The sequence below is a fragment of the Dysgonomonas sp. Marseille-P4361 genome (genome assembly GCF_900343125.1).
Lineage (GTDB): Bacteria > Bacteroidota > Bacteroidia > Bacteroidales > Dysgonomonadaceae > Dysgonomonas.
Genome location: NZ_OPYL01000004.1, coordinates 323,698 through 343,848 on the forward strand (window position 1 = coordinate 323,698; position 20,151 = coordinate 343,848).

22 protein-coding genes are annotated in these 20,151 nt (G+C 37.8%); 14 read left to right on the forward strand and 8 right to left on the reverse strand.

Annotation, left to right across the window (positions count from 1 at the left end; genetic code table 11):
- Positions 1–4 precede the first annotated feature (4 nt).
- The 12 genes from DHU68_RS10035 to DHU68_RS10090 are packed head-to-tail and all read left to right on the forward strand — an operon-like array spanning position 5 to position 11,948.
- Positions 5–538, forward strand: a complete 534-nt coding sequence (locus DHU68_RS10035; protein WP_108822850.1) for an NADH-quinone oxidoreductase subunit C — start codon at positions 5–7, stop codon at positions 536–538.
- A gap of 14 nt (positions 539–552) precedes the next feature.
- Positions 553–1,788: an NADH dehydrogenase (quinone) subunit D gene (gene nuoD, locus DHU68_RS10040; protein ID WP_108822851.1), complete on the forward strand. Its 1,236-nt coding sequence runs from the start codon at positions 553–555 to the stop codon at positions 1,786–1,788.
- A 5-nt stretch (positions 1,789–1,793) separates the two neighbouring features.
- Positions 1,794–2,324 carry an NAD(P)H-dependent oxidoreductase subunit E gene (locus tag DHU68_RS10045; protein WP_255412480.1) on the forward strand — a complete coding sequence of 177 codons (531 nt, stop codon included), beginning with the start codon at positions 1,794–1,796 and terminating at the stop codon, positions 2,322–2,324.
- Positions 2,325–2,333: 9 nt separating this feature from the next.
- A complete protein-coding gene (gene nuoF, locus DHU68_RS10050; RefSeq protein ID WP_108822852.1) occupies positions 2,334–3,689 on the forward strand; it encodes an NADH-quinone oxidoreductase subunit NuoF in 1,356 nt (451 codons plus the stop codon).
- Positions 3,690–3,696: 7 nt separating this feature from the next.
- On the forward strand, positions 3,697–4,743 hold the full coding sequence (locus DHU68_RS10055) for a 2Fe-2S iron-sulfur cluster-binding protein (protein WP_108822853.1): 1,047 nt from the start codon (positions 3,697–3,699) through the stop codon (positions 4,741–4,743).
- Positions 4,744–4,748: 5 nt separating this feature from the next.
- Entirely contained in the window at positions 4,749–5,792 is a 1,044-nt protein-coding gene (nuoH, locus tag DHU68_RS10060) for an NADH-quinone oxidoreductase subunit NuoH (RefSeq protein ID WP_108822854.1), read from the forward strand.
- Positions 5,793–5,800: 8 nt separating this feature from the next.
- On the forward strand, positions 5,801–6,334 hold the full coding sequence (locus tag DHU68_RS10065; protein WP_108822855.1) for an NADH-quinone oxidoreductase subunit I: 534 nt from the start codon (positions 5,801–5,803) through the stop codon (positions 6,332–6,334).
- A 27-nt stretch (positions 6,335–6,361) separates the two neighbouring features.
- The gene (locus tag DHU68_RS10070; RefSeq protein ID WP_108822856.1) at positions 6,362–6,865 is read left to right on the forward strand and encodes an NADH-quinone oxidoreductase subunit J; all 504 of its coding nucleotides are present in this window, start codon (positions 6,362–6,364) and stop codon (positions 6,863–6,865) included.
- Positions 6,866–6,868: 3 nt separating this feature from the next.
- Positions 6,869–7,192: an NADH-quinone oxidoreductase subunit NuoK gene (nuoK, locus tag DHU68_RS10075; protein ID WP_108822857.1), complete on the forward strand. Its 324-nt coding sequence runs from the start codon at positions 6,869–6,871 to the stop codon at positions 7,190–7,192.
- 6 nt (positions 7,193–7,198) lie between these two features.
- Positions 7,199–9,088 (forward strand): NADH-quinone oxidoreductase subunit L, encoded by a 1,890-nt coding sequence (nuoL, locus tag DHU68_RS10080; protein ID WP_108822858.1) that lies wholly within the window; start codon positions 7,199–7,201, stop codon positions 9,086–9,088.
- Between the two features lie 15 nt (positions 9,089–9,103).
- A complete protein-coding gene (locus tag DHU68_RS10085) occupies positions 9,104–10,537 on the forward strand; it encodes a NuoM family protein (RefSeq protein WP_108822859.1) in 1,434 nt (477 codons plus the stop codon).
- Between the two features lie 19 nt (positions 10,538–10,556).
- Positions 10,557–11,948: an NADH-quinone oxidoreductase subunit N gene (locus DHU68_RS10090; protein WP_108822860.1), complete on the forward strand. Its 1,392-nt coding sequence runs from the start codon at positions 10,557–10,559 to the stop codon at positions 11,946–11,948.
- Between the two features lie 294 nt (positions 11,949–12,242).
- On the opposite strand, the gene rny is transcribed toward DHU68_RS10090, so the two are convergent.
- From rny to DHU68_RS10110, 4 genes are all read right to left on the reverse strand, one after another.
- A complete protein-coding gene (rny, locus tag DHU68_RS10095; RefSeq protein ID WP_108822861.1) occupies positions 12,243–13,772 on the reverse strand; it encodes a ribonuclease Y in 1,530 nt (509 codons plus the stop codon).
- A 121-nt stretch (positions 13,773–13,893) separates the two neighbouring features.
- Positions 13,894–14,193 carry a cell division protein ZapA gene (locus DHU68_RS10100; RefSeq protein WP_108822862.1) on the reverse strand — a complete coding sequence of 100 codons (300 nt, stop codon included), beginning with the start codon at positions 14,191–14,193 and terminating at the stop codon, positions 13,894–13,896.
- A gap of 20 nt (positions 14,194–14,213) precedes the next feature.
- Positions 14,214–14,510: a hypothetical protein gene (locus DHU68_RS10105; protein WP_108822863.1), complete on the reverse strand. Its 297-nt coding sequence runs from the start codon at positions 14,508–14,510 to the stop codon at positions 14,214–14,216.
- Positions 14,511–14,669: 159 nt separating this feature from the next.
- Complete coding sequence (locus DHU68_RS10110; protein ID WP_108822864.1) at positions 14,670–14,867, reverse strand: winged helix-turn-helix domain-containing protein; 198 nt, start codon at positions 14,865–14,867, stop codon at positions 14,670–14,672.
- Between the two features lie 186 nt (positions 14,868–15,053).
- On the opposite strand from DHU68_RS10110, the gene DHU68_RS10115 reads away from it, so the two are divergent.
- Both DHU68_RS10115 and DHU68_RS10120 read left to right on the forward strand, forming a co-directional pair.
- Positions 15,054–15,635: an RNA polymerase sigma factor gene (locus DHU68_RS10115; RefSeq protein ID WP_108822865.1), complete on the forward strand. Its 582-nt coding sequence runs from the start codon at positions 15,054–15,056 to the stop codon at positions 15,633–15,635.
- Entirely contained in the window at positions 15,632–16,180 is a 549-nt protein-coding gene (locus DHU68_RS10120; RefSeq protein WP_108822866.1) for a hypothetical protein, read from the forward strand. Before DHU68_RS10115 ends, DHU68_RS10120 begins: the two co-directional genes overlap by 4 nt.
- Before the next feature lie 46 nt (positions 16,181–16,226).
- Here the strand turns inward: DHU68_RS10120 and trmD are convergent, their stop codons facing one another.
- From trmD to DHU68_RS10140, 4 genes are all read right to left on the reverse strand, one after another.
- Positions 16,227–16,910 (reverse strand): tRNA (guanosine(37)-N1)-methyltransferase TrmD, encoded by a 684-nt coding sequence (trmD, locus tag DHU68_RS10125; protein ID WP_108822867.1) that lies wholly within the window; start codon positions 16,908–16,910, stop codon positions 16,227–16,229.
- Between the two features lie 111 nt (positions 16,911–17,021).
- Complete coding sequence (locus tag DHU68_RS10130) at positions 17,022–17,945, reverse strand: DMT family transporter (protein WP_108822868.1); 924 nt, start codon at positions 17,943–17,945, stop codon at positions 17,022–17,024.
- Between the two features lie 235 nt (positions 17,946–18,180).
- Entirely contained in the window at positions 18,181–18,939 is a 759-nt protein-coding gene (locus DHU68_RS10135) for an SDR family NAD(P)-dependent oxidoreductase (RefSeq protein WP_108822869.1), read from the reverse strand.
- Between the two features lie 11 nt (positions 18,940–18,950).
- Positions 18,951–20,081: a DUF4468 domain-containing protein gene (locus DHU68_RS10140; RefSeq protein WP_108822894.1), complete on the reverse strand. Its 1,131-nt coding sequence runs from the start codon at positions 20,079–20,081 to the stop codon at positions 18,951–18,953.
- Positions 20,082–20,151 lie beyond the last annotated feature (70 nt).

Below are 20,151 nucleotides of genomic sequence, written 5' to 3' on the forward strand. Positions count from 1 at the left end.
AAATATGGCACTCGAAATCTCAACTATTGAAAATAAAATAAGTGAGAAATTTGGAACAAATGTTTCTAATTTCAGGATGGAACGTGACATATTCACATTCGAGGCTACTCCACAAGCAATCATCGAAGTTATCAGCTTCATGAAAACTGATGAGACATTACGTTTCTACTTCCTTACAGACTTATGCGGAGTTCATTATCCTGACAATGATAAATCAGCGCAATTTGCTGTAGTTTATCTTCTTCACAATTGGATTGACAACGTAAGAGTTAGAGTAAAAACATTTCTTAACGGAGACAAACCTGAAGTTTCAACTCTGACAGAGATTTTTCAGGCAGCAAACTGGATGGAACGCGAAACTTACGACTTTTTTGGCATCAAGTTTACCGGACATCCAAACCTAAAGCGTATTCTTAACGACGAAGGAATGGTTTCATTTCCTATGCGCAAAGACCATCCATTGGAAGATGCAGGACGTACAGATAAAGATGACAGATTCTTCGGACGTACTCCGAACAATTATGAACCAACTAAATAAAGCAAAGTAAGTAAATGTCAGATCAACTAATAAATCCGGAACATCGCTTTGCGAAAATCGTTAGAGAACAAGCTCTAAATGAGGGAAAGGAGTTGAATATCCTCAATTTTGGACCAACTCACCCTTCTACTCACGGGGTATTTCAGAATATCCTTTTACTAGATGGCGAACGCATCGTTGACTGTGATACTACATTGGGTTACATTCACCGTGCTTTCGAAAAGATTGCTGAGCATAGAACATTCTATCAGATCACTACACTTACCGACCGCCTGAACTACTGTTCCGCACCAATCAACAATATGGCTTGGTGGATGACAGTAGAAAAAGCACTTGGAGTAGAGGTTCCGAAACGTGCACAATATATGCGTGTTATTGTCATGGAACTTGCTCGCATCACCGATCACCTTATATGTAATGGTATCTTAGGAGTCGACCTTGGCGCATATACTCCATTCCTATATGTAATGAAATACAGAGAGCTGGCATACGACATCTACGAAGAAATATGCGGAGCGCGTATGACTACCAATATGGGACGTATCGGAGGATTCGAACGAGACTTTAGCGATGCAGTATGGAAAAAGCTAGACGAGTTCCTTGAAGGATTCCCTAAAGCATGGGATCAGATGGAAAGTCTTTTCCTTCGCAATCGTATCTTTATCGACCGCCTTGTTGGTGTTGGAGCTATTTCTGCCGAAAAAGCAATGAATTACGGATTCACAGGACCAAACTTGCGTGCTACGGGGATCGACTACGATGTACGTGTAGCTCAACCATATAGTTCGTACGAAGATTTTGACTTCATCGTTCCTGTAGGACAATCGGGAGACACTTACGACCGCTGGTGTGTACGTGCTGCCGAAGTAAAAGAAAGTATAAAAATTATACGTCAAGCCATTGCCAATATGCCGGAAGGCCCATATCACGCAGACGTACCGGATTATTATCTTCCTCCTAAAGATGAAGTATATACAGAAATGGAAGCATTGATCAATCACTTCAAAATTGTAATGGGTGAAGTTCCTGTCCCTATAGCTGAAGTATATCATTCGGTAGAAGCAGCCAATGGTGAATTAGGAATGTATCTTATCACCGACGGATCACGCTCTCCATTCCGCCTACATTTCCGCAGACCATGCTTTGTCTATTATCAGGCATTCCCTGAAATGATTAAAGGAGGTATGTTCTCGGATGCAGTAGCTACACTTTCAAGTATAAATGTTATCGCCGGAGAATTAGACGCTTAATCGCAATGAAAATAAGAATAAGAGAATATAAACAAATAATAAATATGTCGGACGAACTAATGGCTCGCATCAACGAACTATTGAGCCACTATCCGGCAGACAAGAAGAAATCGGCTATGCTTCCGGTATTGCATGCAGTACAAGATGCGCATGACAACTGGTTGAGCGTTGAGCTAATGGACAAGGTGGCCGAAATATTAGAAGTAAAACCTATCGAAGTATATGAGGTTGTAACATTTTATACAATGTTTAACCAAAAACCGATAGCGAAATACATGTTCGAATTTTGCCGTACAGCTTGCTGCTGCTTACGCGGTGGTGAGGATCTAATGGATTATACCTGCCAAAAATTAGGTATTAAGCCCGGAGAGATTACGGAAGATGGCATGTTCAGCGTAGTTGGCGTGGAATGTCTCGGTGCATGTGGTTTTGGACCAATGCTCCAACTGGGAGATAACTACCATGAAAATCTGACTAAAGAAAAAATGGACGCCTTGATCGAAGATTGTAAACAAGGAAAAGTAAACCTACATTAATATTTTGCGATGGCTAGAAAAATTTTACTTGAGAAAATAGATATACCTGGCATACAGGAATATGAGGTTTATCGCAAAAATGGCGGATACGCATCGGTAGAAAAAGCTCTTAAGACGATGACTCCGGACGAAGTTGTAGAACAAGTAAAAACTTCGGGTATCAGAGGTCGTGGAGGAGCAGGATTCCCTATGGGAATGAAATGGAGCTTTATCGATAAAAAATCGGGGAAACCTCGCCACTTGGTCGTTAATGCGGATGAGTCAGAGCCGGGTACTTTCAAAGACCGTTTCTTGATGCACCATATCCCTCACTTATTGATCGAAGGTGCTATTGTATCCAGCTATGCTCTTGAGGCAAACTTATCTTATATCTACATACGTGGAGAATTTATGTGGATATTCAAGATACTTGAGAAAGCAATAAAAGAAGCCTATGCCAATGGTTGGTTAGGTAAAAACATATTAGGAACAGGCTATGACCTGGACTTGCATGTACACTGTGGAGGTGGAGCGTATGTTTGCGGTGAAGAGACTGCCCTTATCGAATCATTAGAAGGGAAAAGAGGAAACCCTCGTATGAAACCACCATTCCCAGCTGTTAGTGGACTATGGAGTGAGCCTACTGTTGTAAATAACGTAGAGTCTATTTCCAACGTTTCTTGGATTATCAACAACGGTGGTGAAGAATACGCTAAGATTGGAGTAGGAAGATCGACCGGAACAAAACTTATTTCTGCATCGGGACACATCAAAAATCCTGGAGTATATGAAATTGAGATGGGATTAACTGTTGATGAGTTCTTCCATTCTGATGAATATTGCGGTGGCATGATGGATGATCGTCCTCTAAAAGGAATTATCCCCGGAGGAGCATCTGTTCCTATCCTTCCTCCTAAATACATATTTAAAACAGCGAATGGTGAAGACCGTTTAATGTCATACGAATCTTGGTCTGATGGAGGTTTTATCACCGGATCATCTTTAGGATCGGGAGGTTTTATCGTTTACAACGACACAGCGTGTATCGTACGTAACACATGGAACTTCGCTCGTTTCTTCCACCACGAAAGTTGTGGACAATGTTCACCTTGTCGTGAGGGAACTGGATGGATGGACAAAATCTTATACCGTATCGAGCATGGACAAGGTCGTGAAGAAGATATAGACCTACTATGGAGCATCCAAAGCCAGATAGAAGGAAATACAATTTGTCCGTTAGGCGATGCGGCATCGTGGCCGGTAGCAGCTGCAATCAGACACTTCCGCGAAGAGTTTGAATACCATGTTCGCTTCCCTGAAAAGATAAAGAACAGAGACCATTTTGTAAATGAACCGATGGATAGCGTTCGTCACCTTTTGAAATAAGAGAGATATGAAAATTACAATAGATGGACATACAGTAGAAGTAGAAGCAGGAACAACCATCCTCGAAGCGGCTCGCATCGTAGGGGGTGACAGTGTTCCACCTACAATGTGCTACTACTCTAAATTAAAAGATTGTGGAGGAAAATGCCGTTGCTGCCTTGTAGAGGTAACTAAAGGCAGTGAGAAAGATCCTCGTCCAATGCCAAAACTTCAACCTTCGTGCGTTACTGCTGTTCAAGATGGAATGGAAGTGAAAAGTGCTACTTCAGAAAGAGCTAAAGTTTCGCGCAAAGCGGTATCGGAATTCCTATTGATCAATCACCCTCTCGACTGTCCTGTATGCGATCAGGCCGGAGAGTGTAATCTGCAAGACTTGGCATACGGGAATGATAATTTCAAATCTCGCTTTGTAGAAGAGAAACGTACATTTGAGCCTGAAGATATAGGTCCTTATATTCAGTTACACATGAACAGATGCGTATTGTGCTATCGTTGTGTAAAACTAACAGACCAGTTAACACCCGAAAGAGTTCATGGTGTGCTGGGAAGAGGAGATCATGCTCAAATATCAACTTACATAGAAAGAGCAATCGACAATGATTTCTCAGGGAACGTTATTGATGTTTGTCCCGTAGGAGCCCTCACTGATAAAACTTTTCGCTTTAAATCTCGCGTTTGGTTTACTAAAAAATTCAATGCTCACCGTCATTGCACAAAATGTTCCGGAAAAACAGTCCTTTGGATGTTTGGAGAAGAAGTTTTGAGGGTTACTGCCCGTAAAGATCAATGGAGCGAAGTAGAAGATTTTATCTGTAACGAATGCCGCTTCGAACATAAAAACGCTAGTGACTGGGTTATAGAAGGTCCAAGAAAATTCAGCAAGCCGTCTGTAAATAATGTAAATAATTATACAGAACATCAACATAAGGTAACAATTAAGACTGATGAACTTATCCTAGAAGGAAGAAAAGAAGATAAAGAAAAAATCAGCATGCAGAATGTACCTTATAGTGCTAATGAATTAGAAGCAATTAAGAAAACAAAAGATAAATAAATATAATGGAAGTTGCATTTATTTTAGAAAAGCTGATCCTTATAGTTCTTGTATTTGCAGTAACGATGTTATTTGCTTTATACTCTACCTATGCAGAACGTAAAGTTGCCGGGTTTTTACAAGATCGTTTAGGACCAAATCGTGCCGGAATATTCGGTCTGTTACAACCTATTTGCGACGGAGCAAAACTCTTTGCTAAAGAGGAGTTTATGCCAAACACAAAGAATAAAATTTTATTTATTTGTGGACCGGCGGTAGCCATGAGTATCTCACTACTTGGTGCTGCCTTGATTCCGTGGGCCGAAAAATTTGTCATTGCAGGATACGGAGAAGTAAAACCTTACATTGGCGATGTTAATGTAGGTATTCTGTACATTGTAGCTGTTTTGTCTACCAGTGTATATGGTATCATCATCGGGGGATGGGCTTCTAACAATAAATATTCATTGATAGGAGGAATTCGTGCCGGAGCTCAGATGATTTCTTACGAATTAGCTATGGGACTCTCTCTTATAGCACTTATAATGATGACCGGAAGTTTAAGCCTAGTAGACATTACAGAGCAACAAAGCGGATGGCATGGTATGCAGTGGAATATAATTTATCAGCCGTTGACTTTCATCATTTTCCTTGTTTGTTCTTTTGCTGAGTGTAATCGTACACCTTTCGACTTAGCAGAATGTGAATCAGAGCTAGTAAACGGACACCATACAGAATACTCTTCATTAGGAATGGGATTCTTTATGTTCTCCGAATATGCCAGCATGTTCTTCTCTTCTGCATTCATTTCGGTTCTGTTCTTTGGTGGGTACAACTATCCGTTCATAGACTGGGTAACTGAGAACTGGGGTGTAAACATCGCTAGTGCTTTGGGAGTATTATCACTTCTTGCCAAAACAGCATTCTTCATCTTCTTCTATATGTGGGTGCGCTGGACTATACCGAGATTTAGATATGACCAACTGATGAAACTTGGTTGGAAAATGTTATTCCCGCTAGCAATAGTGAACATTTTCTTAGTAGGTATTTTTACGCTGATCTTTAAATAAGCTTTAGAATGTCAATAAAAGATATATCATTATCAGGAAAAAAGGTAGAAGTAGGTAATAAGAAAATGACTTTCTTAGAACGTATCTATCTGCCTGCTATAATACAAGGATTAGGAATTACAATCAAACACTTCTTCAAGAAGAAAGTAACGATACAATATCCTGAACAACAGCGCGAGTTTAGTCCTGTATACCGAGGACAACATGTACTTATGCGCGACGAACAAGGTCGCGAACGCTGTACAGCATGTGGATTATGCGCACTTTCTTGTCCTGCCGAAGCCATCACAATGGTTGCAGCTGAACGCAAAGCAGGAGAAGAACAGCTTTATCGCGAAGAAAAATATGCTGCCACGTATGAAATAAATATGCTGCGTTGTATCTTCTGCGGATTGTGCGAAGAAGCTTGTCCGAAAGAAGCGATTTTCCTTACAAAATCGAAGAAACTAGTTAAACCTAAGCTAGAGAGAAAAGATTTCATTTACGGAAAAGACAAATTGGTTATTTCTGTAGAGGATGCCAAATCTGGTAAATACAATTAATAAGAGCTACGAGATAAACGATATAATATGATTACAATTATTTTTTATATTCTGGCAGCCATAACCTTAGGAACAGGAATTCTTACGGTTCTGTCAAAAAACCCTATACACAGTGCAGTGTATATGGTTATTTGCTTTTTCTCCATCTCTGGTCACTTCCTGTTGTTAAACGCTTTATTTCTAGCGGTAGTAAATATTGTCGTTTATGCCGGAGCCATCATGGTACTTATACTGTTTACACTGATGTTGATGAATCTGAGTGAACAGAACGAACCGAAGAAAAAAGTGATAAGCCGGATTGCAGCTACTGCTTCTGCATGTTTGATGGGAATTGTATTACTTGCAGCACTGATTAAATCAACACCAATCATAGAAGGCTATCAAGCCGAAGGTTTAGACTATCAGTCGGTAAATGTTATCGGACAAGTGTTATTGGATGAATACCTTGTTCCTTTCGAATTTGCTGCTATACTTCTTATTACAGCAATGATTGGCGCAGTATTAATCTCGAAAAAAGAAACAAAAGCTTAAGCTATGTTGAATAATATATTAGAACAAGTAGGAATCGACAATTACATCTATCTATGTATTCTTCTGTTTACAATAGGTGCAATTGGATTACTGTATCGTAGAAGTACGATCGTTATGTTAATGTCGGTCGAGTTAATGCTTGCCGCTGCAAATATGCTATTAACTGTTTTCTCTGTATATCACCAAGACACAAGCGGACAAGTATTTGTCATTTTCTCGCTTGCAGTAGCTGCCGCTGAAGTAGCTGTAGGTCTGGCTATATTGGTAGCCATATACAGAAATATTGGAACAATAGATATTGATGAATTGAAAAACTTAAAAGGATAATTTTGGATGGAAACAGTATTAGTATTATTACTTCTGCTTAGTCCTGCTATTGGATTTTTAATCAACCTGCTGGTTGGTAAAAAACTGATAGGTAGAGCTACAACAGGAATTATTGCGTCAACAGCCGTAATCATAAGTTTTGTCATATCGCTGATATTTTTCGTCCAAATATTGACTACCGGCGAGCCAATAAAAGTAGAACTTTTCCAATGGATTGCTCTTAGCGAATTTTCGACACAACTAGCGTTTACTCTCGATCAACTATCTCTGCTATGGTTATTATTCGTAACCGGTATTGGAGCTTTGATACATATCTACTCGATAGGTTATATGAAAGACGACGAGAATATCGACCGTTATTTCGCATACCTGAATCTGTTCATCTTCTTTATGTCTATCCTCGTTACGGGTAGCAACCTCTTAGTGATGTTTATAGGATGGGAAGGTGTTGGATTGTGTTCTTATCTACTAATCGGATTTTGGGGTAAAAATCACAAATATAATGATGCAGCAAAAAAAGCGTTCATCATGAACCGTATTGGAGACCTAGGCTTCCTTATCGGAATATTCACCCTTGGATACCTCTTTAAGACTGCCGATTTTGAAACATTAAAAACAGCTGTATCAACTACAACTAATCCAGAAGTCAGTTCTCTATTAGGTGTAGCTACTTTTGCGCTATTTATTGGAGCAACCGGAAAAAGTGCTCAAATTCCTCTTTATACTTGGTTACCCGATGCGATGGCCGGACCAACTCCGGTTTCTGCTTTGATACACGCAGCAACGATGGTTACTGCCGGTATATTTATGGTAACCCGTCTAAACTTTCTTTTCGATCTTACTCCGGATATACAAACCCTTATAGCAATTGTCGGAGCTGTTACAGCATTATTTGCTGCAACCATTGCTGTTGCTCAAACTGATATAAAAAAGGTTCTGGCATACTCAACCGTATCTCAGCTTGGTCTTATGTTCCTTGCTTTAGGTCTAGGAGCTTACCACGTAGCTGTATTCCATGTTATTACTCATGCATTCTTCAAAGCTTGCTTATTCCTTGGATCGGGATCGGTTATACATGCGATGGGTGGCGAGCAGGATATGCGTAAGATGGGAGGATTGAAAAATGTGCTACTTGTAACTTATGCAACATTTGCCATCTCTACCCTATCAATATCGGGTATCCCACCATTGGCAGGATTCTTCTCTAAAGATGAGATTATGATTACTGCTTTTGAACAAAATAAATTGCTATGGATCATAGCTGCTTTAGCATCGTTGCTAACAGCATTCTATATGTTCCGCGCTCTATATCTAACATTCTTCAAGGAATTCAGAGGTACTGAAGAACAGAAACACCATTTGCACGAATCGCCAAAAACAATGACATTCCCTCTTATTGTTTTAGCTATACTGGCTCTGTTTGGTGGTGTTATCAGTTTGCCTTTCGGGTTAAGCTGGCTAAATGGTTTCTTGGAGCCAATTTTACCGGGAATAGCACTTGCTGAACATCCGCCTGTAGGAGAACAAGCTTTGATGATGGCTGTGTCTACAATCATCGCCTTTATTGGTCTTGGCTTGGCATATTACAAGTTTGTAAAAAAATCAGAAGTTCCGGTTGAAGATGATAAAATTACAGGATTCTCAAAAGTTCTGTACAACAAATACTATATCGATGAAATATATGATGCTGTCTTTGTAAAACCAATTTATGCAATGGCTGATTTCTTTAATAAGACATTAGAACCTCTTATCAGGGATTTGTTCAAAGCAGTAGGCGGTCTTGTTGAAGCATTATCTGTTCCGGCTAAGAAATTACAAAACGGAAGTCTGGGTTTCTACTTATTCTTCTTTGTATTAGGATTTTGCTCACTAATCATCTTCATATTCCTTGTATAAAATTTTAGAAAAAACATGAATATTACGATCATATTAATCATATTACTAGTAGGTGCAATTGTTACATATTGTTCAGGAAACAGATTTGCATCGAAAGTAGCGACTTTGTTTAGTGTTGCTGCGGCCATCTTTTCAGTGGCTTTATACATAAATCATGGAGCAACAGGCGCTACATTCAATATAGACTGGATTAGTAATCCTAATATATCTTTTTCGCTTAAAGCTGACGGTTTAGGAATTGCGATGCTTCTGCTTACAACAGTGTTGCTTCCGATCATCATTCTTACTTCTCATAACCGAGAATATAAAAACGAGAAATTACTGTACAGCCTTGTCATGTTCATGGCCTTTGCTATGGCCGGAGCTTTTTTAAGTAGCGATGCCCTACTCTATTATGTATTCTGGGAAATGTCTTTAATCCCTATCTACTTTATCATTGTAATTTGGGGTAATGGAGAGATCGTAAAACGTAGAAAAGCAGCAATGACATTCTTCTTGTTTACATTTACAGGATCGTTATTTATGCTTGCTGCTATTATCTTCCTCTATACAAAGACCGGCAGTTTCCAGCTCGAAGCTTTTTACAATGCTAATCTGACCAGTACAGAACAATTGTGGGTATTCTTAGCATTCTTCTTAGCATACGCAATAAAGATTCCAATCTTCCCTTTCCACATCTGGCAAGCAAATGTTTACCAAAAAGCTCCGGCAATCGGTACAATGCTCTTAGCCGGTGTCATGTCGAAAATGGGTGCATATAGTGTTATCAGATGGCAATTACCAGTAACACCGGAAGCTGCTCACGAATTAAGACCATATATCCTTATCCTATGTACTATAGGCGTTATATACGGGGCAACATTAGCCTTGCGCCAAAAAGAACTTAAGCGCTTATTGGCTTATGCTTCTCTTTCGCACGTCGGTTTTATTGCCGCCGGAGCATATTCACTTACATTCGACGGTATAGAGGGAGCTGTAATCCTTATACTTGCTCACGGATTTGGAATTGTGGCTATGTTCTACTCTGCCGATATTCTTCATAGCAGAACAAACACTTTGGAAATTGCGGAACTGGGAGGTATTAAATGGCTTGCACCTAAATTTGCAGTAGCATTTTTTATCAGTATCCTTTCATCCATCGGTATTCCGCTTACATTCAACTTCGTTGGTGAATTCGTTATCTTGTATGGTTTATACCAAGTAAATATTTGGTATGCTCTATTTGTAGGATCATCATTAATCCTCGGTGCTTTCTTTATGTTGCGCATGCTTCAGAATGTAATGCTTGGGGAACCATATAAATTACCGTTCAGAGATTTGTCAAAATCGGAAGTGTTAGCATTTGCTATACTGATCTTAGTATTGATATTCTTTGGTATTTATAGCAAGCCAGTGACTGATCTTGTAAGATCGAGTCTGGGTGATATTGTAATGTATATTAATAGATAAAACTTAGTCAAATAATATAATGAGCACTTTGATAGCCATATCAGTATTAGGAATAATAGTCCTTTTATTAGAAATTTTTAATTTAAGAAAAAGCATTGTTCCTATTACTTTACTCGGGTTAATAGCTGTACTTGGAATGGCCGTTACCGAATTTTATCTGGGAGAGACCTTTATTGCTCCTGACAAGTATAATATGATAGTAACATCCGGATTTTCTCAGGGCTTCACTATCTTGTTTGTTATTCTTGCAATACTGATAGTAGCAATGAGTCCGAAGTTTTATCAAGAACAGTCTTATAAGATAGCGGATTATGTATCTCTCAAAATATTCATGCTTGCCGGAGCTGTAGCAATGATTTCGTTTGGAAACTTTGCCATGTTCTTTGTTGGCTTGGAGGTTTTATCTATTGCGGCCTATACATTAGCTGCAAGTGATGCAAAAACCCTGAGAAGTAATGAAGCAGGAATGAAATATTTCATCATGGGAGCATTTGCTTCCAGCTTTATTCTTTTTGGACTAGCGTTGATATACGGGGCTACAGGTTCATTTGATATTGCAACTGTAACGAGTGTATCTGTGGCACAAGCCTCAACTCTTCCTATATGGTTTAATGTGGGTTTTGTTATGGTAGCTGTGGGAATGATGTTTAAAGCTTCGATTGTTCCGTTCCACTTTTGGGCACCCGACGTATACGAAGGATCTCCTACATTGGTGACAACAATAATGAGTACCCTTGTTAAAGTTGCTGCATTAGGTGCTTTCTTTAAGATATTAAGTATCCTTTCTGTTGGCATAACTCCTGCATTTGAAACAGTTTTAGTCGTATTGACAATCCTGACCCTTACTGTGGGTAATGTTACTGCCTTGAAACAAAAGAATATAAAACGTATGATGGCATATTCAGGTATTTCTCATGCCGGTTTTATGATGATTTCTTTCGTTGCTCTGGGTAGTGCATCAAATGCAATTCTGTACTATGCCGCAGCTTACAGCTTTGCGGGAGTAGCGGCCTTTGCTGTTATTATGGGTGTTTGCAGAGGAAAAGACAATGAAGATATCTCTAACTTCTTCGGATTGGTTAAGAAGCAACCTGTAATGGCTGTTATCCTCATCTGTGCATTACTATCACTAAGCGGTATTCCTATATTTGCAGGATTCTTTGCTAAATTATTTGTATTCAGTGAAGCGATCAAAGCAGGACATTTGATATTAGTTATCTTCGGGGTTTTAAACTCGGCTGTTGCAGTTTTCTACTATCTAAGTGTAGGAAATGCTATGGTAACCAAAGAAAGTGAGACAGACGAAGTATTGAGAATACCTTACGAATATAAAGCTGTAGCTCTAATAGCTATCACATTAAACATCCTTTTGGGTATTTTTCCTTCAATAATAATGGGACTAAGCTTATAAACAAGGTTCTAAATTAATATATTACCATACAGAAAGAGGAGATAGTCTTACAACACTATCTCCTCTTTTTTATATATCCTCATCGGGATAATACCGTTTCCATTATTATAGGAATAAAATAAATCGATAAGCATTGCCGACCTTTAGCTGTATAAATAAGCAATCACAATTAAACGCATTTATTTTCCTTTACAAGCACGATTAAAGGAGAGTTAAGCATTTTACCTATACAATTATAAAAACAAAAAAAGGGCGTCTAAAAGACACCCTTTAATACTTAATATACTATTGATATTACTTAGCGTAGCTTACAGAACGAGTCTCACGAATTACTGTGATTTTCACTTGTCCCGGATAAGTCATTTCATCTTGGATCTTCTTGGCGATATCTGTAGAAAGTTTTTCAGTATCTGCATCGTCAATCTTATCTGCTCCAACAATGACTCTCAATTCGCGTCCAGCTTGTATAGCATATGTTTTTAATACTCCTGGATATGATAAAGCTAATTGCTCAAGATCATTCAATCGTTTGATATAAGCTTCCACAATTTCGCGACGTGCACCCGGACGAGCTCCTGAGATGGCATCACAAACTTGTACGATAGGAGCTAAAAGACTTGTCATCTCAACCTCATCGTGGTGAGCCCCAATAGCATTACATACATCAGCCTTCTCTTTATATTTCTCAGCCAACTTCATACCTAGCAATGCGTGAGGTAGTTCAGGTTCATCATCTGGCACTTTACCTATATCGTGTAATAGACCTGCTCTTTTAGCTTTCTTCACATTCAATCCTAACTCTGCTGCCATGATAGCACAAAGATTAGCTGTCTCGCGAGCATGTTGTAGTAGGTTTTGACCATACGAAGAACGATATTTCATCTTACCTACAAGGCGAATCAATTCAGGATGTAGACCATGAATACCTAAGTCGATAGTCGTACGTTTTCCTGTTTCTATGATTTCTTCTTCTATTTGTTTCTTTACTTTAGCTACAACTTCTTCGATACGTGCCGGATGGATACGTCCATCAGCTACCAGTTGATGCAGTGCTAAACGAGCAACTTCGCGTCTTACCGGATCGAAACCAGAAAGAACAATTGCTTCAGGAGTATCATCCACTACAATCTCTATACCTGTAGCAGCTTCTAACGCTCTGATATTACGACCTTCGCGACCGATAATACGTCCTTTTATTTCATCCGATTCTATATGGAATACGGTAATCGCATTCTCTATAGCAGTTTCTGTTGCTAAACGTTGGATAGACTGAACAACAATACGTTTTGCTTCTTTATTAGCAGTCATTTTAGCCTCTTCCATTATATCATTGATATACGATTGGGCATGTGACTGAGCTTCGTCTTTCAGAGCTTCTACAAGCTTTTCTTTTGCTTCTTCAGCCGATAGACCCGATAGGGCTTCTAATCTGTCTACTCCTTCTTTATGAAGTTTATCCAAATCTGTTTTCTTCTTTTCTATCAGCTCAAGCTGATTATCCAAGTTAGCCTTGATCGAATCCACTTCATTTTTCTTACGCTGTAATTCTTCTTGTCTTTGATTCAGCGTCAACTCTCGTTGCTTAAGCTTGCTTTCTGCAGCCTGAAGTTTAGAATTGCGGCTATTAGCCTGTTTCTCCAACTCCGATTTCATCTGCAAAGCTTGCTCTTTCACTTCGAGCAATTTATTCTTCTTTATCACCTCTGCTTCCAGCTCCGCTTCTCTCACTTGGCGCTTGAACTTCGAATTTGCCATAAAATTCAAAGCCACCCAAGTAAGAATAGCTCCCACTAAAAAGGCGATTACAATAAATAATATATCCATAATCTAATTTTCTTAATAAAATACTTTCTATATATAAATAAAAAACACTAATCTAAGTATGTACATAACGATAACATACTTAAAATTAGTGCTTAGCTTTTTTCGAAACTACAACTTTATTTTACATGTCTTTTAAATAATCTTCTAACTCTTGAGTTAGTTCTTTTATTTTTGCCTCAAAATTTTCTGCTCGCAATTGATGTTCTACTTTCTCAGCAACAGCCTGTATAGCTGTCATAGCCATGTAATCAGTGTTTTGCAACGTTTGAGACGAATCACCTGTAAAATAATTCTTATATTGTACTATCTTATAATCTATTTCGTTTGCAGCCCTCCGATAGGTTTCTTCTTCACGCCTTTTTACCCGCAAAGGATATCTCGTATCGGCTACACGTAGATTAATTATTAAATGTTCATCCATAACTATACACTTTCAATAGTTCAACCCTTTAGCATGGCGATACATTTATCTACTTCTCGCACTAATTTCGACAATCTGAGTTTTGCTTGATCTACGTCTTTTTTATCTTCAGATGAAAAAGATTTAACAAACTTAAGATTGTCATATTTTGTTCTTAGCATTTCCAGTTCCGACGATAAACTATTGATTGATGTATCTTTCTGTTGTATATTTTTCTTCAGAAGAGCGTTCTCTTCTCTCAGTTTATCACAGAGATACATTAATTGCCTCATTCTTATCTCGAATTCCGCCAGAAGTTTTTCATCTTTTTCTGTCATAAAGCAACTAAAATGCTACACAAAAATAAGTAATACTGACGAATTAACAAAATTATTACCCCACTTAAATAACCGCTAACAAAGCGAATTGGATAAAAAAAAGAAAGAGGTATTTATTTAGAATAAATGCCTCTTACAATTAACGTTTCAACGCAGGTCTTATAGTAGTACAACTTGAAGGTCTTCTTTCAATTCATTGAAAGCTATTTTACCTTCTCTTGCCAACCATCCTAAAGCTGCATACATGTCTTTTTCTGTAAGCTTGCATCCTTTTCTAATTTCTTTCAGAGTTTTGCTTCCTTCTGCATCAAGGTAAGCCCAGATAGCTCCTGCGTTTGTGCCAATTTTTTCTTTCATAATAAGGTTTTAATTAAAAATTTAAACAAATTGCACATTCGCATGCGAATTTACAAAATATATGACAAACAACCAATTATAAGACATCAGAATCAATATTTCAACATAAATATGACATTTTATATTTACTTCAGGAGTTTGCTCTTTAAACAAATTCTTGTAGTTTTGTGATAAAAATAAAACCTTTTGAATTTCTTCAGTTTAAATAGAAAAAGCAACAAGGAATACAGTGACGAGGAATTGTTAACACTATTCAAAGACACAAATAGAGCTGAATACTTTCAACAGCTTTACGAACGTTATATCCCCCTTGTTTACGGTTTGTGCCTAAAGTATCTTCAAAATACAGAAGAAGCTCAAGACGCAGTGGTTGACATATATGAGAATCTTTCTCAAAAAATCACAGGCTACAATATTGGTATTTTTAAGAATTGGCTATACAGTGTAGTAAAAAACCATTGTTTCCATATACTGAAAGAGAAAAAGAAAGAAATCATTGTTAATTTCGACTCTCAACTTATGGAATCAGACGAAACTTTGACTCTATTTAGTGAAGATATAAATGAAGAAAAGGAGAAAGCATTGAGCAGATGTCTAGAAAAACTACCCGAACCTCAACGTGTTGCAATACTTAAGTTTTTTTATGAAGATAAGTCATATGCCGACATTGTAGACGAAACGGGGTACAACCTTAAGAGTGTAAAAAGTTATATACAGAACGGAAAAAGAAATTTGAAAATTTGTATTGACAAAAATCTAATGGAATGAAGTTTTTAGAATACATAAAAGGACAAAGAAAAGGAAAAGATGCGCATCGGATAGAAAAAGATTCGATGACTGATCCGTTTTTGTATGAAGCCATAGAAGGCTTCGACAGTATAAATGACAATCATTTTGAACGGATAAGCTCTATTCAAAAACGAATAAGCAATAATTCTGCAACAAAGAAAAAGAGTCGTCAGCTGTGGCAGTCTGTGGCAGCTGTTGCTATCATACTCATCATTGCCGGCACTTTCTTTTTAAGCGACTTCCACAAGTCGGGACTTTATGCCCAACAAGCGCAAAACAACATTGTACTTGATGTATATGTTCCACAAACCTATTATGAAGAGAATATTGTCCCAATAGCCAAGAATAATGCTATAGTAAACAAGAAAGCATATAAGCCTCAAATATCCAAATTTAAGGCGAATGTAAAACTGAATCCGACAATAAGCGAAGAGGAAATAAATAGCCTAACAAGCAGGGAGCAAGAAGAATCAACAGAGAACATTGTTCTTGAAATATATACTCCCGAAAATGATGTAAAATAAAAGGTAGTAGATTCTGATATAAAAAAAAGAATGATAGAGTTTTCTATCATTCTTTTTTATTTAGTAGATCAGGACGAAGCCTTTCTGTTCTTTCCATAGACTGCTGCAACTTCCAGTCATCAATCTTAGCCTGATGCCCCGACAACAATATCTCCGGCACTTTCCATCCTTTATAGTCGGCAGGACGAGTATATACAGGAGGAGCTAGTAAATTATCCTGAAACGAGTCTGACAAGGCAGACTGCTCATCTCCAATTGCTCCAGGAATAAGGCGAACAATGGCATCTGTCATAACAGCTGCGGCAAGCTCTCCTCCCGTCAGGACATAATCTCCTATCGAAATTTCTCTTGTAATAAGGTGCTCTCTGACCCGATAGTCTATCCCTTTATAATGTCCGCAAAGAATAATTATATTTTTATAGGAAGACATCTGGTTTGCAATCTGTTGATCGAAAACCTCGCCATCGGGAGAGGTATATATTATCTCATCATAAGTACGTTTTTCTTTAAGTGCAGATATAATATTATCGATAGGTTCTATTTGCAAAACCATACCTGCCTCTCCGCCAAAAGGATAATCATCAACCTGACGATGCTTGTTTGTTGTATAATCTCGTAAGTTATGCACTTCTATTTCGACAAGACCTTTATTTTGAGCCCTCTTCAAAATGGAGCAATCGATAACTCCTTTGAACATCTCGGGAAGAACACTAATTATATCTATATGCATACTTAAAGTTTGAATAAATATTTCAAGGCTACAAAGGTAAAAAAAAGAAGAGTATAACTATAATTTAGTTATACTCTTGCTTTATTTATGAATAGAAATTTTGAAGAAAAATCAATTTGTTGTATAAAGCTTCTTTACATAGCGGAACCAACGAAGTACATTTACTTCTGACACAAACATTGCCAGTAAAATCAACGAACCTCCTACAATGGTACTCATTGTTATATTCTCTCCCAAAAGAAGGAATGCGAATAATGTAGCAAAGATTGGTTCACACAAATAAGTCAACGCTATTTTTTCGGGTTCGATATATCGTTGAGCTATATTCTGAATACAATACATGTAAGCCGTAGATAAAACTCCGACAAACAGCAATGACATCCAAACATTAGAAGACATAGGGATTACAATACCGTTTACACCTTGCGTAGTCAAAGTAAGAGTTCCACTAAGAATAGCACAAACTAGCAACTGCACAACAACAAACGAGCGTGCATCCATTTTAGATTGCTCTCCTTTTTTAACAGCACTTACCTTACCCACATACAATACATATGTAGCATAGAAAAGCGAACCTACAAATACCATCAAGTCCCCTATTCGAAAATTTGACAAGCCGGAGGACATGGCAATAGTATATAAGCCAATCAAAGCTAAGATACAAGCAACCCATATTCTAGATTGTATCGCCTTTCTCATAAACAGAAAAGCAAAGACCGGAATTAACACAACTTCAATTCCAGCTATAAAAGAGGCATTAGACGATGTTGTATATTTCAGTCCTACCGTTTGCCAACAAATCCCCATGAATAGAAAAATCCCTGAGATTACACCTTTTTTCAAAGTTGAGCGGTCTAGCTTTAGTACCTGTTTGTAAAAAACAATTGATAAAACAAGTGCAGCTATAAGAAAACGATAAAACATGAAAGCATAGGGATGAACTGTATCGTATGCTTCTTTTGATAGAGGGAAAGAAATCCCCCAGAATGCAGTTCCTAACACCAAGAGTGGTAGATAAATTTTGCCTTTGTTCATTAAATCAAATAATTTAAATTTGTTACTTTTTAAATTATTAGGGTATGCAAAACTCTCTTTTGCAAAAGGATACCAACATCTCCGATTTTCTTCCCTAATGATGAGATGAATGGCGCAAAATCCTTATCTGGGGTGCAAAATTATAACATTTTGACAACACATCCAAATATTTTTCAAAAAAAGGAGGAATACTCACATAGCATTCCCCCCTCATATAATTAGTATAAACTAATGCTTATTCCTTATGGAAAAGGCTTCCTGAAGCCTGAGCTGTAGGCATTACAAGCATATCTTGAATATCTACATGTTTAGGTTGAGAAACTGCAAAAAGGACTGCATTTGCGATATCTTCTGCTACCAAATTTTCGAATCCGACATAGACCTGATCTGCACGTTTTTTATCTCCTTTAAATCTAACAAGAGAGAATTCTGTCTCTACTGCTCCGGGACATATTTGAGTAACACGAATACCATATGGCAGCATATCCATACGCATACCTTGGCTCAATGCATCTACTGCATACTTTGTAGCGCAATATACTGCACCATTAGGGTACACTCCTTTCCCTGCAATAGACCCAATATTTATAATATGACCCGACTTTCGCTCTACCATTATAGGAGAGACTGTACGTGTCACATACAAGAGACCTTTGATGTTTGTATCTATCATCCGTTCCCAATCATCTACTTCGCCACTAAAAATAGGATCTAAGCCAACAGCCAAACCTGCATTATTAACCAGAACATCGATCTTTTTCCAGTCTTCAGGAAGTGTTGCAAACGCTTTTTCTACTTGGCTATAATCTCTGACATCAAAGCATAAAGAGAGTACCTTTGACTCATATTTTATCTCTATCTCCTGCTCTAGTTCTTCTAGTTTTCCTTTACGACGTCCGGTTATGATAACATAATACCCTTCTTTAGCTAGGGTCAAAGCAATAGCTTTACCCAATCCGGAAGTGGCACCTGTTATTAATGCTATTTTTTTCATCGGTCAATTAATTATTTAACCCAAACATTTAAGATTTCACCTATATATGTCTGATTGTATGTCTCTTTATTATTACTATCCGCATCTGCAACTGATACTTTTGGAGCTGGCTGCGCAGTTCCTTTTTTGCACTCGACAATCATCCAAGCTTCAGCAAAGGCTGTTGCTCCCGATGGCATTTGAATAGGAGTTAGACCCGATGCTTTAATTTTATCATCAATACTTCCTTCTGCCGAATTAAATTTTCCTAGAGCATCCTGATATATCTCTGTATAGAAAGATATAACATAAACATCTTCTTTTTCCATCACTTTTACCGATCCATTTGATTGATTAAGAAGACTAAATGCAACCACATTAGAACCTAACGATCCTGTTCCACCCCATAAGGCAGTAATAACATTAACCAAATTCTCTTTTCCTGACGAAATTAAAGTCCAGTTATTTATCAGATTCGAAGGTATTTTATCAGAAGAGATATTTTTATAGTTAGGCACTTCTACTTGTATCGACTCGTAACTTTGCTCTTGCTGTCTGGTAGCAACCGCTCCTTGCGATGCTGCCGGTTTACTTGATACTTCACCGTTTAGATATACTTCGATAGATTTAAAAATCTGGTTTACACTATCAACAGTATGGCTTCTAAACTTACCATAGTAATTATTAAGTTTTCCCTTCTTTTTATTCAGGGCAACCTTATCTGTAATCATTTCTTCAGCTGAAAGATTCTTCTCTCTATCGTAATCATATTTTATCGCACGAACAACAGCTTCACATTTACCTGAAGTAATTTCCAGTATTAATTGATAAGACATTTTAGCTCTATCTAACACCAACAATTTATCTCTAAATACAAGATAAGTTTCTCCTCCGCATGCAATGTTCTTTTTGGATGCATCTTTCAGAAGAACCCTATTCAAAAGGCCGTTATCTTCTTCTCCTTTATAATTTGTATCTGCCCATTTAATCATTAAATCATATAGATTAGCATCTGATATAGATACTTTCGGTATTATAGTTTTAGAGAATACTACCTTCCCGTCTTCTTCTGGAACTGCTCCTTCTAAATAGCGTGATTCTTCTTGAGAAAACATTGATGTGGCAAAAAAGATGCATAGTAGAAATAAAGTATATTTTTTCATAGAATAAAGTATTTTTAGCGTTAATAGCATAAAATTAGTACAATTTCGCTTATCAGCAAACAAAGTCTTT